14 protein-coding genes are annotated in these 13,877 nt (G+C 50.6%); 4 read left to right on the top strand and 10 right to left on the bottom strand.

Annotated features, from left to right (window positions below):
- Positions 1–8 precede the first annotated feature (8 nt).
- From N3Z11_RS04650 to nudF, 4 genes are read right to left on the bottom strand one after another with little or no spacing between them, the layout of a single operon-like run.
- The gene (locus N3Z11_RS04650; protein ID WP_260655989.1) at positions 9–584 is read right to left on the bottom strand and encodes a YqiA/YcfP family alpha/beta fold hydrolase; all 576 of its coding nucleotides are present in this window, start codon (positions 582–584) and stop codon (positions 9–11) included.
- Positions 581–1,378 (bottom strand): metallophosphoesterase, encoded by a 798-nt coding sequence (locus N3Z11_RS04645; protein ID WP_260655988.1) that lies wholly within the window; start codon positions 1,376–1,378, stop codon positions 581–583. Before N3Z11_RS04645 ends, N3Z11_RS04650 begins: the two co-directional genes overlap by 4 nt.
- A complete protein-coding gene (locus N3Z11_RS04640; protein ID WP_260655987.1) occupies positions 1,378–1,839 on the bottom strand; it encodes a DUF1249 domain-containing protein in 462 nt (153 codons plus the stop codon). Before N3Z11_RS04640 ends, N3Z11_RS04645 begins: the two co-directional genes overlap by 1 nt.
- 6 nt (positions 1,840–1,845) lie before the next feature.
- Complete coding sequence (gene nudF / locus N3Z11_RS04635; RefSeq protein WP_260655986.1) at positions 1,846–2,481, bottom strand: ADP-ribose diphosphatase; 636 nt, start codon at positions 2,479–2,481, stop codon at positions 1,846–1,848.
- 115 nt (positions 2,482–2,596) lie between these two features.
- On the opposite strand from nudF, the gene tolC reads away from it, so the two are divergent.
- From tolC to N3Z11_RS04620, 3 genes are all read left to right on the top strand, one after another.
- Positions 2,597–3,910, top strand: coding sequence for an outer membrane channel protein TolC (gene tolC, locus N3Z11_RS04630; protein ID WP_260655985.1), 1,314 nt, complete (start codon positions 2,597–2,599; stop codon positions 3,908–3,910).
- 103 nt (positions 3,911–4,013) lie between these two features.
- Positions 4,014–4,937: an LpxL/LpxP family Kdo(2)-lipid IV(A) lauroyl/palmitoleoyl acyltransferase gene (gene lpxL, locus N3Z11_RS04625; protein WP_260655984.1), complete on the top strand. Its 924-nt coding sequence runs from the start codon at positions 4,014–4,016 to the stop codon at positions 4,935–4,937.
- Positions 4,938–5,079: 142 nt separating this feature from the next.
- Positions 5,080–5,727 (top strand): toxin co-regulated pilus biosynthesis Q family protein, encoded by a 648-nt coding sequence (locus tag N3Z11_RS04620; RefSeq protein ID WP_260655983.1) that lies wholly within the window; start codon positions 5,080–5,082, stop codon positions 5,725–5,727.
- On the opposite strand, the gene glnE is transcribed toward N3Z11_RS04620, so the two are convergent.
- Both glnE and N3Z11_RS04610 read right to left on the bottom strand, forming a co-directional pair.
- Complete coding sequence (glnE, locus tag N3Z11_RS04615; protein ID WP_260655982.1) at positions 5,669–8,512, bottom strand: bifunctional [glutamate--ammonia ligase]-adenylyl-L-tyrosine phosphorylase/[glutamate--ammonia-ligase] adenylyltransferase; 2,844 nt, start codon at positions 8,510–8,512, stop codon at positions 5,669–5,671. The two genes, N3Z11_RS04620 and glnE, sit on opposite strands and share 59 nt — an antisense overlap.
- Positions 8,509–9,546, bottom strand: coding sequence for an inorganic triphosphatase (locus N3Z11_RS04610; protein WP_260655981.1), 1,038 nt, complete (start codon positions 9,544–9,546; stop codon positions 8,509–8,511). The genes glnE and N3Z11_RS04610 overlap by 4 nt, the downstream gene beginning before the upstream one ends.
- A 147-nt stretch (positions 9,547–9,693) precedes the next feature.
- Between N3Z11_RS04610 and N3Z11_RS04605 the strand changes: the two genes are divergently transcribed.
- Positions 9,694–10,404, top strand: a complete 711-nt coding sequence (locus N3Z11_RS04605; RefSeq protein WP_260655980.1) for a TIGR04211 family SH3 domain-containing protein — start codon at positions 9,694–9,696, stop codon at positions 10,402–10,404.
- A 208-nt stretch (positions 10,405–10,612) separates the two neighbouring features.
- Here the strand turns inward: N3Z11_RS04605 and N3Z11_RS04600 are convergent, their stop codons facing one another.
- The 4 genes from N3Z11_RS04600 to N3Z11_RS04585 all read right to left on the bottom strand — a co-directional run bounded on the left by N3Z11_RS04600 (position 10,613) and on the right by N3Z11_RS04585 (position 13,862).
- On the bottom strand, positions 10,613–11,182 hold the full coding sequence (locus tag N3Z11_RS04600) for a DUF4287 domain-containing protein (protein ID WP_260655979.1): 570 nt from the start codon (positions 11,180–11,182) through the stop codon (positions 10,613–10,615).
- A 122-nt stretch (positions 11,183–11,304) separates the two neighbouring features.
- Positions 11,305–12,183, bottom strand: coding sequence for a LysR family transcriptional regulator (locus N3Z11_RS04595; protein WP_260655978.1), 879 nt, complete (start codon positions 12,181–12,183; stop codon positions 11,305–11,307).
- A gap of 85 nt (positions 12,184–12,268) precedes the next feature.
- Positions 12,269–13,000, bottom strand: a complete 732-nt coding sequence (locus tag N3Z11_RS04590) for a sulfite exporter TauE/SafE family protein (RefSeq protein ID WP_260655977.1) — start codon at positions 12,998–13,000, stop codon at positions 12,269–12,271.
- Between the two features lie 166 nt (positions 13,001–13,166).
- Entirely contained in the window at positions 13,167–13,862 is a 696-nt protein-coding gene (locus N3Z11_RS04585; protein ID WP_260655976.1) for a pirin family protein, read from the bottom strand.
- Positions 13,863–13,877 lie beyond the last annotated feature (15 nt).

Below are 13,877 nucleotides of genomic sequence, written 5' to 3'. Positions count from 1 at the left end.
CCAGTGTTTTACGCTAATTGGCAGAATTTGACAATATCCGGCAGCCTGTTGGCATACCCCTGATAGCTGTGATCGCCGCCTTCTTGTACATCTAACTGACAATGCTGATAAAAATCGACAGCGTCCAGATAATTCAGCACCTCATCACCACTTTGTAATAACACCTGATAAAGCGCCGGATTTTTGGGTTTGGCAGGGGCTAATTGCGCCAGTAGCGGCAGATGGTGTTGCGTGACTTCGTAATGTTGTTGCCTGACCGGATGGTAATAACGACCCAGATGTTTCGCCAATAATAAATGTGGCCGCACCGCCGGGTTAATTAAGGCGGCATAACACTGATGCTGCTCTGCCAACACTGTGGCTAAAAAACCACCCAGCGAGCTTCCTATCACAGCATCCGGCCTTTGCCCCTGCAGCAAGTCCTGTAAACAGGCCATGGCTTCGCCCGGGGTATAAGGCAAATCCGGCACCAATAAACGGTGTTGTGGTAGCTCGCGGGCAAAATAATCGGCGGTTAACAGCGCCTTTTCCGACTGCGACGAACTGGCAAAGCCATGTAAATACACCACTAACTTACTGCTCACAGCCCGATAAACTCCCAGGAAACGGCCGGTATTTCACCGGCGGAAAAAGTCCAGACACAAGCTTGAGGCCCCAAATCTTCGGTTTGCCAGTCTGCTGTTTGTTTAAATTGTACTGATGTTGCCGGACAACCGACAATCTGCAGCTGCCTGTCTCCAGCCTGCGGTAAATGAAAAAGCCGCTGGTAGGCATAATGGCAATGGCCATGTGCCAGCCCTTTGACTTGCGGATATTGCGCCAACAACTGCCAGAACAATTCCGGCTGTTGCAAGCCGAGCGTATCAATAAAACTGCCAACAGGCGCAGCTTGATGATGGCAAAACAACCAGACCGGGGTACTGAGCTGATTTAACTGCAACGCCAAAGCACTGCGCCTTGTGGCATCAAATTCACCTGCTGGTGTTGGCCCTTTGGTATTGAGTAACCCCAGGGTCCAGCCCTGCAAATTTAACCAGCTGTGATGATAAAAAGGCGCTTTGCTAAAAGCCTGTGTCATCAAGGCTGGATCGTCATGGTTACCCGGCAAATAAAATACCGGTGTTGCTTTGTTCTGTTGCCAGTTGTGCAGCAGCTCAGCGAGATGCTGATATGAAGCCAGGCTGTGATCCTGAGTTAAATCGCCGGTTAAAATCACAGCGTCAAAATTTGTCGCCGGATAACGCAATAACAACTGCTTGAGATGTTGATAAGGTTGAATATGCTGATATTCGCCTTGTTTGTCGGCGAGCAGGTGACAGTCGGAAAGTTGTAACAAGCGGTAAGTGGCTTGTGGCGCAAAAGTATAACTTAACAACATCAGTTCAGTGTCTCAACCCGCCGATAGCCCTGACGCTGGCACAAGGTAAGCCAATCGCGCAGCAGCAAGTTAATCTGGCGTTTTTCATCGGGCAACATCATGTCAGTATTGGGGTAGTCGTACACAGCTTTAAAACGGCGGATCTGCTGGCAGGCGACTACTTCGGCCAGACGGGCATCATGGTATAACCGCACTTCAAACTGGGGTCTTAACCAGGCTGCCACCGACTGACTTAAATGTTCGATCCGGATGGTAGTGGTAAATTTGCAAAGCTCCAGCAGCCGAATACGATAACCTTCCTGCTCGGTGATCTGGATCACCTGACTGTCGCCAATGCGCGGTGAAACTGCCGCCTGCAGCCCCGGCAATAAAAAACGCAGTTGTGCGTAATTGCGCTCACATAAAGTAAGAAAATCAGGAACATATGGTTTGTATGCTGTTTTTTTGGCCGCCAGCGACATCTGCGTTTACAACTCCCAAGCGGCACGCACCTGTGCCAGATGTAATTCCAACCATTGTAGTGCAATCAGCGTTGCGGCATTATCAATTTTTCCATGCTGCAGCAGCGCCATCGCATCCTGCCGGCTGACAAAATGCACTTTGATATCTTCATGCTCTTGCGGCAAACCAAAGACACCAGTTGTCACTTCACCGTTAATCTCCCCGAGATATAAATGAATGCGCTCTGTGGTGCCGCCCGGGCTACTTAAGTAACTCAGCATCGGCCATAACCGGCCTAAAGTCAGGCCCGCTTCTTCCTGTGCTTCACGGCGTGCCACTTCTTCAAAAGCTTCACCTTCACCAATCATACCGGCCACAGCTTCCAGCAGCCATGGTGTGCTACTACTTGCTGCTGCGCCAAGCCGGAATTGCTCTACCAGCACCAGACTGTCGGTTTTTACACAATAAGGCAGTACCACTACAGCATGACCCCGTTCAAACATCTCGCGGCTAAAGGTTTCACTCCAGCCTCCGGCAAAGAGTTTATGTTTGATCCGGTACTGATTAATCCGGAAAAAACCCTGAAAAACGGTATGCTGGTCGATAATCTGCAAATCGTCCTGCGTAAATGCCGGATAATGGATGCCCTTGATTTCAGACATATTAGATCTCACATTCTGTTACATTTGGGCGTATAACTTTTACGCATTAATTGTGACTTAGTGTACGCTAACACGATATTATTCGTTCACTTTTAGTTTTCCATAGGATTGGGTTATGAAGAAAACCTTGTTAAATTCACTGATTTGTGCCGCTTTTGGTCTGCTGAGCCTGCAAGTTAGCGCTGAAAATCTGCAAAATATCTATCAACTGGCATTAAAAAAAGACCCACTGGTATTAAAAACAGCCGCTCAACGTGACGCAGCAGCTGCCGGCATTGATGTCAGCAAAGCGCAATTTTTACCAACCATCAGCCTGGCTGCAGGTATTACCCGCAGCTCAGCCGAACAAGTGACCAACCAGAACACAGTAGTTCGCGGCAGCAGCACCAGTACCGGTGCCGACCTGACACTGACACAAAGCATTTTTGACTGGGCAGATTGGGAGCGGTTGTCTAACGCAGAAAAACAAGCGTTACAAGGCCAGACTTATTACAACGCCGCCTTGCAAGCGCTGATTGTGCGTGTATCTCAGGCTTATTTTAATGTGTTAAGTGCCAACGACGATTTAACCTTTGTGGTGGCTGAAAAACGTGCGGTTGAACGTCAGCTGGAACAAACCAAACAACGTTTTGCTGTAGGTTTAACTGCTATTACTGACGTGCATGAAGCGCAGGCACAATACGACAGCGTGGTGGCCCGTGAAATTTCCGCCACCAATGCACTGGAAAATGCCAAAGAAGCACTGCAGGAAATTACCGGCGTTTATCATTCAGATTTAGCGGCGCTAAACACCACTGCTTTTAAAGCAACGGCACCACAGCCTGCCAATGCAGTGGATTGGGTCGCCATTGCTGAAGAAAACAATCTGGATTTAAAAGCCCGTAAACTGGCCGTTGAAATTGCACAAAACAATATTGATTTAGCCGAAAGTGGCCACTACCCAACTGTGGGCCTGACGGCTAAAGCCGGTATTGATGATTCAAACCGCACGCCACAAACAGACAGCAACTCTGTGACTGTGAACCTCGCAGTGCCAATTTATTCAGGTGGTGCTGTGGTTGCCAATACTGATGTACAACGAGCCAATTATGTGGCGACCAGCGAAGACTTAGAACTGGGTCATCGTTCAGTGCTGCGTCAAATCCGCGTGAACTATAACAACGTCGGCGCCGCTATTGCCGGTATTAAAGCACTGGAGCAGGCCGTCGTTTCTGCGGAAAGTGCATTAAAAGCCACCGAAGCTGGTTTTGAGGTTGGTACCCGCACTATTGTTGACGTGCTGATCAGCACCCGCAACCTGTTTGATGCCCGCCGTAATCTGACCAAAGCCCGTTACGATTACATTCTGGCTGTGTTGTCATTAAAACAAGCAGCCGGTACTCTGACCGAAGCCGATTTAGATTTAGTGAACAAAGCTCTGAGCGCTTAATCTGCTCTGCACAGGTCCGGCCAACAGGCTGGACCTGTCTCCCTCCTGTTTTGTCTGTTGATTTCCGTTACAATGCCCCGGTTTTTTCTGTCGAGGATCTGTTGTGATTAAAGCCCCACCTTTTCAGTGGTCGATGTTGCATCCACGTTTTTGGTTATTATGGTTGGGTCTGGCGTTGGCTTATGTGCTGAGCTGGTTACCTTACCGCTGGTTAATGGCCCTTGGCAGGAGCCTCGGCCGGTTGATGCTCAAAGTACTGAAATCACGCCGTAAAGTGGCGGCACGTAATCTGGAATTATGTTTCCCGGAAAAAACCGCTGCCGAGCGGCAACAGCTGTTACTTGAGAATTTTGAACACAGTGGCTGCGCCGCTGTGGAAACCATTATCGCCTGGTGGTGGCCGGACTGGCGTTTTAAAAAGCTGGCCCATTTTCAAGGTTATGAACATATTCAGGCTGAGCTTGCCAAAGGTAAAGGGGTGTTATTGCTGGCCAGCCACATGTTGCACCTGGAAGCCGCAGGCCGCGCTTTTGGTCTGACGCATCCAAGTGTCGGTTTTTACCGGCCCCACAATAATCCGGTGATGGAATATTTTATGTATCGTGGCCGCAGTCGCAGCAACAAATACATGATTGGCAAAAGAGATGTCAAAGGCCTGATCCAGGCGCTGAACGAAGGTGAAGTGTGTTTTTATCTGCCGGATCAGGACTATGGCCCGAACCGGGCTGTGTTTGTGCCCTTTTTTGCCGTGGCCCAAACCGCCAGCACCACAGGCACCTTGTTATTTGCCAATGCCGCCAATTGCAGTGTGGTGCCCATTTATACCAGCGCCCTGCCTGATGGCGGTGGTTATCTGGTAGAAGCTCTGCCTGCACTGCAGAATTTCCCAAGCGGTGACGACAGCGCCGATGTGCGCCGGGTGAATCAGTGGGTAGAACAGGCAGTGTTAAAACATCCGGCGCAATATATGTGGTTGCACCGGCGTTTTAAAACCAGACCCAACCCGGAAGATAAAGGTTTTTATTAAACAGCAGTAATTTCACGCTGCAATCAGGCTCAGGCTGTTGCTGATAAAGCGCCCGCCTGGCGCCGCAGTTTGGAAAATAAGTTGGCACAGTCTTCGACTTTGACTAGTATGACAGCAGCCTCTGGTGCGGGAGATTAAACTTATGTGGTTTTGGATCAAACACTTATCTGCAGCTGCTATTTTAATAGCACTGGCAGTATTCCTGCTGAGTAAACCCGATTTGTTTAAAAACACCACCCATACCACCGGCAATATTAAAATGGCGGCAGCGCAGGAATTTACCAACTTTTATGAACAAATCCGCTTTTCGCTGGATGCCACCAAAGACTTATCCAAAGAATTTATTATCAGCCTGACCGATACCAGTGGTTCTTTAGCTGAAACTCTGGCCGCCCGCACCAACACAGTGCCGCCGCTGGAAGATGGCTGGACAGGTAAAGTCATGCAGCGCCGTTTTAAAGCTGGCAATAAGATCCGTGAAGATTTAATTGCTTATGCCAGTGCTGAAGATATTGAACTGATCTGGACGCTGCCACGCGACTATGTAGTGAAACATTATTTCCACAGCGAAGGTGATTATTTAAAAACCCTGAAAGAAATTGCTTCGGCCATAGCCCCGGATTTTGAAAAACCTGTGCTGCTTTATATGTGTCCAAAAGAGCGCGCTGCCGTGATGACGGACAAAACCAATAACTTTTTGCAGCAAAACTGCCGCGCACTCAATGACGCCGCTAGAGCGCTGCAAACACCTGTTGCCAGCTCTGCTTTACCTGAGCCAAAGCCGAACTGAGATCCGGCATATCAGTCACATCAGCCGGCTCCAATGTCAGCCTGTGACTCACACCCCGTAAATCCTGATAGGCCTGCTGCAAGGCACTGGCTTCACTCAGGCTCATAATGCCACAGGCTGCAGCAGCGTCCAGAATACGGATATTGTCACTGTACTGATAAAGCGCCGGATACTGTGCGCCATAAGCCAACACCAGATATTGACTGATAAACTCCAGATCCACCACACCACCTGCTGTGTGTTTTACTTCGGTATTGTCCAGCCCATGATGTTCCCTGAGCTTTTGCCGCATCGACAACACTTCTTCTTTCAGAAGCGTCAAATCACGCTGTTTTCCCAGAACTTCAGCGCGGATCTGCTCAAAACGCTGTGCTATGGCCGCATCACCATAAATCAGCCGGGTGCGCACCAGCGCCTGATGTTCCCAGGTCCAGGCGTCCTGCAATAAATAATCGCGGTAGGTTTCAATATGCACAGTCAGCAAACCGGCATTGCCAGAAGGCCGCAGCCGGGTGTCTACATCGTAGAGCACACCACTGGCGGTGCGGGTGGTGCATAAATGCAAAATCCGTTGTACCAGTTTTAAATAAAACTGCCGTGAATCTATTGCTTTATCACCGTTGGTTTCCGTATTGGCATCACACTGATGTAAAAACACTAAATCTAAATCTGAACCATAACCCAGCTCCAGCCCGCCCAGTTTGCCATAGGCAATGACCGCAAACTGTTTATCACTGCCGGCCCCAAGCCCTGATGGATAACCGTATTTTTCCGCCATCTGTTGCCAGGCGAGCTCCACCACTTTTTCCATCACGGCTTCGGCCAGCCAGGTTAAATGGTCGCTGACTTTCATCAAAGGCAACATACCGCTGATATCGGCTGCGGCAATTCTGAGCTGCTGCGCCTGTTTATACTGGCGCAGCGTTTCCATTAAAAGTTCCAGATCATCTTCCGGCACCCGCAGCAGCTGCAGCCTGAGCCGGTCGCGGTAATCCGCCACTGTGGCCACCTGGTACAACTGCTCCGGGTCAATCAGCTCGTCCAATAACATCGGATAACGTGCCAGATGGGATGACAACCAGCCACTACGGGCACAAAGTTTCACCAGCTGCTGCAGCGCCGGTGGGTTTTCGTAGAGCAGCTCCAGATAAGCGGTGCGGCTGACAATTTGTTTAAACACCACCAAAACACGGCTTAGCACTTCAGGGCCAGCTTGTTCTGTTGCCAGCCCCGACAACAAGATCGGCATTAATTTAGCCAGCAACTCACGGCCACGCGGCCCCACTTTGTTTTTCTGGCAATCGAGCTTAAATTGCTGCAGGTTTTCTATCAGCGCTGTGGCGTCTTCCTGCGTCAGCCAATCCACTTCGGAAGCCAGCTCAGTTGTTGGCAGTTCACTTTCCCACAACAATCTGCCGGTTAATAAATCTTCCGGCTCGGCTTTATCTTCATGGGCGATGACCTGCTTAAACTGCTGATGCACACGAGCCATAGTGGCGCTGATACGAGCCTCCAGGGCCTGCCAGCTGGCATCACCACAGGAGAGCACCAGCCTTTGCCGCAACAAGCTATCCTGCGGCAGAGTCTGGGTTTGCTGATCATCCATGCCCTGCAGCAACTGCTCGACCTGGCGCAGCGCCGAATAATCGGCCTTCAGCTGCTGCATTTGTTCGCTTTGCAAAATGTCATTGTCAGCCAGTGCCTGCAGCGCCAGATAAATCGACACCTGCTGTAACTGTGGAATACGGCCACCACGGATAAGCTGCAGCGTTTGCACAATAAATTCCACTTCGCGGATGCCGCCGGCACCCAGTTTAATATTGTCGGTGCGGTTTTTACGGCGGTTTTCCTGCTCTATCAGCTGCTTCATCCGCCTCAGTGATTCAATGGCCGAATAATCGATATAACGCCGGTAGACAAAAGGCCTCAGCATGGCCTGCAGCTCACTGGCGTATGGCTCCACCGGATTTAAGATCCGCGCTTTGAGCATGGCGTAACGTTCCCAGTCGCGGCCCTGTGCCTGGTAATAATCTTCAAAAGCGGCAAAACTCAGCACCAGCGGGCCACTGTCACCAAAAGGACGTAAGCGCATATCCACCCGATAGACAAAACCGTCAGCTGTTACCTGATGCAACAGCGCAATCAGCTTTTGCCCTACTTTGGTATAAAACTGGGCGTGATCACAACTGCGCCGGCCGCCCTGAGTTTCGCCATGCTGCGGATACACCAGAATAAGGTCGATGTCCGAGGAAAAATTAAGCTCGCCACCACCCAGTTTGCCCATGCCTAAAATCAGCAAAGGCATAGCCCGGCCCTGACTATCAAGCGGTTGGCCCCACTGGCGCGCCACTTCCTGATAGGCAAACTGATAAGCGGCGTTAATTAACTCATCGGCAAGCTGTGACACCCGCTGCAGCGACTGCTCAACCTGCTGCTGATGCAGCACATCATCAGCCAGAATGCGGCATAGCCGGGCGTTTCTATAAAGCCTGAGCGTCGTCATCACCTGAGCTTCAGTCAGATTGTCCGGGAGTTGCAGCGCTAAGGGCGCTTCAGAGCGCTGCGTCGCACCTAACAATGCCGGCAACAATGCCGGCTGTTGCAGTAAAACCCGGCCGGCAAAACTGCTGCAGCCAAGCAGATGTTGTAATTGCCGCTGCTCTGCAGGCTTTAATGTCACCGCAGGCTCGATTTGAGACAACTGCGCCATAATGGCCTGATATTGCAGCTGAATTTCTGCTTTAAGTATGTCGGGAAGTTCAGGCAGTGCGCTGGCTTGGCTCATTGCTGCTCCTTTTTGTGCTGATTGTTATGCGCTGCTGACTCTGCCGGCAGTTGTAACAGCAGCTCAGATAAGTCCAATAACCATAAGGTCATACCGGTGCCAGGTGCGGCAGCCAGCGCCTTTGCTTCTACCAGCAAGGCTTTGAGCTGCACCGACTGCTGCGCTGTTGCTGCCACGAGAGCTTGTTGTTGCGTTAAAGCCTGCTCCGCTAACACCTGCTGCGCCAACACATGCTGCGCTAAGGTCTGCTGCAAATCCAGCCATTGTTGCTGGAGTCTGGCGGTAAAAGACGCCGCCAGTTCAGCGGGCAGCGCCTGACTTTGTTGTTGCAGCCATAAATTTTGTAAAAATGCCCTTAACTGTGTGCTCAACGGCTGCTCCGGGCCACTTTGTTGCCAGCTCAGCACCTGTTGTTGCGCCAGCAGATAACCACGCTCGGCTTTGGATTGAAAGCCAAGCGTCAGCGGCAACTGCTGACACAATAACCTGGCGAGCTGAAACAGCTGCCGGGCATCACCACTGACCAGTTCCAGCTCCATCTCCAGAATAGGCTGGCTGCTGTTGCCGGCAACAACCTCGCCCTGATCCAGCACGGCTTCCAGCACAGTGCCATCGGCCAGTGTCAACAGTGCACTGTGGCGGATAAAATCGGTGCGGAACATTTCCTGTAATTGCTGCTGCAACACATCCACATCTGTACCTTCAGGCCAAATCTGCAGCGGAAAAGCTGACAACTTTGGCACCACTGAGTCACAAGGCACATTATATTCAGGCCTGATATGGGCCGCGCCCTGCTGCTGGCCAGCCAGTTTGATGGTTTGTTCAAAACGGCCTTTTTTCAGCCGGCTGCGCAGGCCGCTGTCATGCCGGCGAAACCACTGATCCGGCGTTTCAAAATAGGCATTCAGTAATTGCGCTGGCTCCGCCAATTCCACTTTGACCGCCAGTTGCTGCCAGCTTTGCTGAATTCTGCTTAATAAAGAAGGCGACATGGCTTCAGTCAGCCATAACTTTAATTCCACTTCGATACTCATCTGCTGCTCTTTCTGCTCTGGCTGTGGTTGATGTCGGCAACATAGGATATAAGCCCTGAGCCAGCAAGTGTTTTTGCTTGTCAAGCCGTTAACAACTCCCTATGATCCAAGGCATTATTGCTGTCTGATGCTGGATGTGAACAATTTATGTCTGATTTATGCCGTTTTATGTTATTGGGCGCGGCCCTGACACTGAGCCCTGTGGTGTTGTCACAACAAACCACACAAAGTCCCGAAGTAGCGGCGCCAACAGCCACTGAAAACAACTCAGAAACCAAGGCTGAAGTAAATCAGCAGCCAGTCACGACCGAAGCCCAACCAGCCGCCAAAGCCAGTAATGAAAAACCTGCTTTTATTATCGACACTTTAAGTACAGCGGTGCGCTCGGGCCCGGGCAATGAATACCGCACTATTTCCACAGTGCGTGCCGGTGAGAATGTCACTTATATCGGTCAGAACCCGGCCAATGGTTTTATTAAAATTCGTGATGATGCCGGTACCGAAGGCTGGCTTAGTGGTGAATATATTACCTACAGCGCCAGCCCTAAGTCTGATCTGGAAAGTTTAAAGCAGCAGCTGCGCCAGCAGGAAATGATGGTGGCACAGTTTGAACAGGAACGCAGCGGCATGCAAACTGCGCTGAGCGCGGCTGAAGCAGCGCGCGATCAGGCTATCAAAGAAGCAGAGCTGGCCAAACAAACCACAGCAGCGCTGACCCGGCAGCTGGCTGAACAAAATCCGGAACTGGCACAAAATAAAATGGTGATAGGCGGTGGTATTCTGGCCGCTGGTTTATTACTTGGCTTAATTTTGCCGGTGTTTATGCCAAACCGTCGTCGTAAAGACCGCTGGATGTAACACTAAAATACCAGCGCCAAAGCAGTCGCCTGGCGCTGAGCAGCCAGGAGTGCTGCGCTTATAAGAAATGCTGTTTAAACAAGAAATGCTGTTTAAACAAGAAACGCTGTTTAAATAAAAAGGGAGCCCACGGGCTCCCTTATTGTTTGGCAGTTGCTGAGGCCGATACTGCGCCCCCCAGCTTAAGCTGCGGCCTGATCAGCCGCTTTTAACCTGCCGCCTGATATGCCGCTTTTAACCAGCCAATCAACTCAGCGTCCACTTCAGCCACTGTGCTTAACCGCAGTTTAAAATTACACATTTGCCCGGCCGGCAACGCCTTTAACCGTGGATTTTCAGGTAATTCTTTGATATTCAGCCCTATTTCCAGCTGAGTGTTAGTGGCCGGGCCTATCATGGCAAATTGTTTTTTGCGCCGGTAACTGACATATGTTTTTTTCGCCGCAGCCTCAAAATCGCCAAATTGGCGAAGCGCTTCGAGTAATTGGTCGTGAATGGGTCTGAGCGCTGCTTTAGCGCCGGTATATAAAGCATCCAGCACCTGACTATCGCTAAGTTCAGCCGCCGCGGACTGACCGCCCGATTGCTTTACTGTATGCACCAGTGTATTGGCATCACCATGGCCCATGCCGAGTTCGGTTTTCAGCATGGCTACCAGCTCACTGTGTTTTTGCAAACCACTTTGCTGAATAATCACCGCCAGTTCAGCCAGTGTTTTGCCACTGCGTTTTTCAATATTGGCCAGCTGTGTCGCCAGCGCCTGTGCTAAATCTGCCATAAGATGACCTGTTGTTGTCTGGCTGAACCTGTTGGGTATATAACATTCAACGAAAAAGTACAAACCGGCCAACCGGGTACAGCTGCTTGTTTTTGCTGTTGTTAGCCACACCGCACACTGGTTTAAGGCAATAAATACCTTAAATGACCAATAAAACAGCGGGCGACCGGGCCCAAAGTGTCGGCGTCATTAAAATTCAGATAAAAAGTGCTGCTGCGGCTACTGCCGCGTGGCAATTGCAGCGGCACTAAAGAGCCATCATCCAGATAAGGCTGTACTGCAGTGCGCGGCAGCCAGGCAAAACCTAAGTTTTTGCGCAGCAATTCAATGGAAGTGCCAACATGGCTGACAGTCCAGCGCTGCTCGGAGCCCAGCCAGCCAACATCTTTTTTCTGCTCCAGCGCTGAATCACGCAGCACTATTTGCCGGCAGTTTTTTAATTCTTCCAGACTTAGCATGCGTGCAGGCACATTCAGCGGATGCGCCGCGCCCGCCACTGCAATAAATTCCACCTGACAAATATCTTCACTCAAATTATTGGGCAAGGTAAAAGGTGATAACGCTATTTCCACTTTGCCCTGGCTTAGCAGCTCATTGGCACCGGTTAAGATGGTTTCCATCAGCTCAATGCGAATAAGCGGATATTCGCTGGAAACCGCCGCCAGCGCCTGATACAACACATCACGTGGAAAAGCCTCGTCTACCGCTATCGGCAGGCTCGACTCCACACCACTTTTTAAATTCAGCGCCACGTTTTCCATACGCTCAGTTTCGGCCAGCAAATAATTCACCCGGCGTAGCAGCTGCTCGCCAGCCGCCGTTAACTGGGTTTTGCGTCCTTCGGTGTGAAATAACGTCACGCCAAGCAGCTCTTCCATTTTATGCACCGCGTGGTGAATACTGGACTGGCTTTTATAAATTACATCGGCCGCTTGCTGAAAACCGCCCTGCTCGGCCACAGCTTTAAACATGCGCCACTGCTCTATGGTGGAACGTGCCATCAATCTACTCCTGAACATTTGGCTGTGCCGATAACTAAACGACTATCTGCACAACTACAAAACTAAACTGCCATCAGCTTCGGCTTTAACCTGCCGGCCATAATAACTTCAACCCGGCCAGCAGCAATAACAGATGTACCAAAGGTAAAAAATGTTGATCCGCCAGGCGCTGCTTTAACCAATAACCGAACCGGATAGCGATATAACACAAGGGCATAAAAGGCAAAGCCCACAGCAGCAAGGTCCAGTTGAGTTGTTGCTGCACAATAAAAGCCGGTAGTTTTAACAGATTCAGCAGCGCAAAAAACAGCGCCGAAGTGGCAATATATTCAGCTGAAGGCAGTTTGCGCGCCAATAAATGCATGGCAAGCGGCGGCCCGCCGGCATGTAACAAGGTAGAACTCACGCCACTGATAAAGCCCATCAGCACGCCCATAGGCCGGCTGGCCAGCAAGCTGCTGCTTTGCACCCCACTAAAATAACGCAGCGCAAAAAGTACAGAACCACCGCCTATCACCCATTGCAGCTGTGTGGCAGACAAAGCGCCCAGCAATAAGGCTGACACAGCCACCCCAAGCGCAGCAGCCGGCAATAACTGGCGTAATACTGCCCAGTTCCAGCGTTGCCAATAACGGCGAATGGTAAAGACGTCCAGCATGATTAACAGCGGCAACAACAGTCCAAGCGCTGTATTGGCATCAAACACCAGAAGCAGCAATGGCATCGCCAATAAACCCAAACCACCGGCAAATGCCGCTTTGGAAATGCCGGATAACAGCACCACTAAAGCCAGCATCAAGCCCATTTCCAACGTCATTTTTATGGCCTCTGCAGTTTATCTGCGGTGTTGTTGACGACAACGACGGACGGACGCAGAACTGTTGTGAAGTTCACGAAGCCCGCATCTTTAAACCGCAATCTGCAATAACAAGACCGGCGCACAGCCCCGGTCTTGATATGTTGCGTTTGGCACTTCGCCCGCCTTAAGCCGGCAGTTCAAAAAACAGGGCCCGCACCTGATCACTGCCGGCTTTTACAGCAAGCTCAGTCAGTTGCAGCATTTTAATGCCATCACCTGGCAATAAAGTTTGCTTCAGTAACTGCAACTCGCCGTTGATAAGATGCAGATAATACGCTTTGCCAGGCTGCACCGGCAGTGCCAGCAGCTGCTCAGGCAACAAAATCAGTTGCGACAGGCTGGCATTTTGTTTGATCTGCAAAGTGCCATCGCGCCCATCCGGCGTGATCACCCTTGTTAAGCCCACAGCGTCGCCAAAGTCTTTTTGCTGATAACCGGGTTCACCGTTTTGCTGATTTGGCTGGATCCAAATTTGCAAAAACTTCAGTTTGTCACTGTGACTGGCATTAAATTCGCTATGAGAAATACCGCGGCCGGCACTCATCAGCTGAAACTCACCGGCTGGCAAGGTTTTTTCATTCCCCGCCGAATCTTTGTGCGCTATGGTGCCACTGAGCACATAACTGATAATTTCCATATTCTGATGGCTATGGGTTTGAAAACCGGCACCAGGTGCCACTTCGTCGTCGTTAATCACCCGAAGTGCAGAAAAACCCATTTGCTCAGGGTTGTAATAATTGCCAAAAGAAAAAGTGTGTTTACTTTTCAGCCAGCCAAAATGGGCGGCGCCCCGTTCATTGGCACGAATAATTTCAAACATCAGGAACTCCTCTGC

Origin of the sequence: Rheinheimera sp. 4Y26, assembly GCF_025245835.1 — a bacterium.
GTDB lineage: Bacteria > Pseudomonadota > Gammaproteobacteria > Enterobacterales > Alteromonadaceae > Pararheinheimera.
This window is presented reverse-complemented; position numbering and strand designations above follow the sequence as displayed.